The following is a 235-nucleotide window of genomic DNA, read 5'->3' on the forward strand; positions in this document are numbered from 1 at the left end:
CCGGCGCCGGCCGTGCAGCCCGGCCGGACCGGGCGCAGCGGCGCGTGGCGCTGTGCCGCGGGCGCGCGCGGCGATGAGCTGGGCGCCCCGGGGTGTCCCTTCGCCACCGGCTCCACGGGTGCGGGGAGCGGGCACGCGCTGGGCCGGCAGGTGCGCACGGCGGTGGGCCCTGGCGATCGCTTCAATCCGATCAACATGCTGTCCTGCTACTCCGCCGTCGGCGGACGCGCTGCGT

Annotated in this window: 1 protein-coding gene; it reads left to right on the forward strand. The window is 78.7% G+C overall.

The window, feature by feature from the left end:
- Window positions 1–235: hypothetical protein (locus ACQG3P_RS24015; RefSeq protein ID WP_426806449.1), on the forward strand; the 235-nt coding region annotated here is incomplete at both ends.

It is taken from the genome of Stenotrophomonas sp. SrG, assembly GCF_050031795.1.
In the GTDB taxonomy this organism is placed as follows: domain Bacteria; phylum Pseudomonadota; class Gammaproteobacteria; order Xanthomonadales; family Xanthomonadaceae; genus Stenotrophomonas; species Stenotrophomonas rhizophila_A.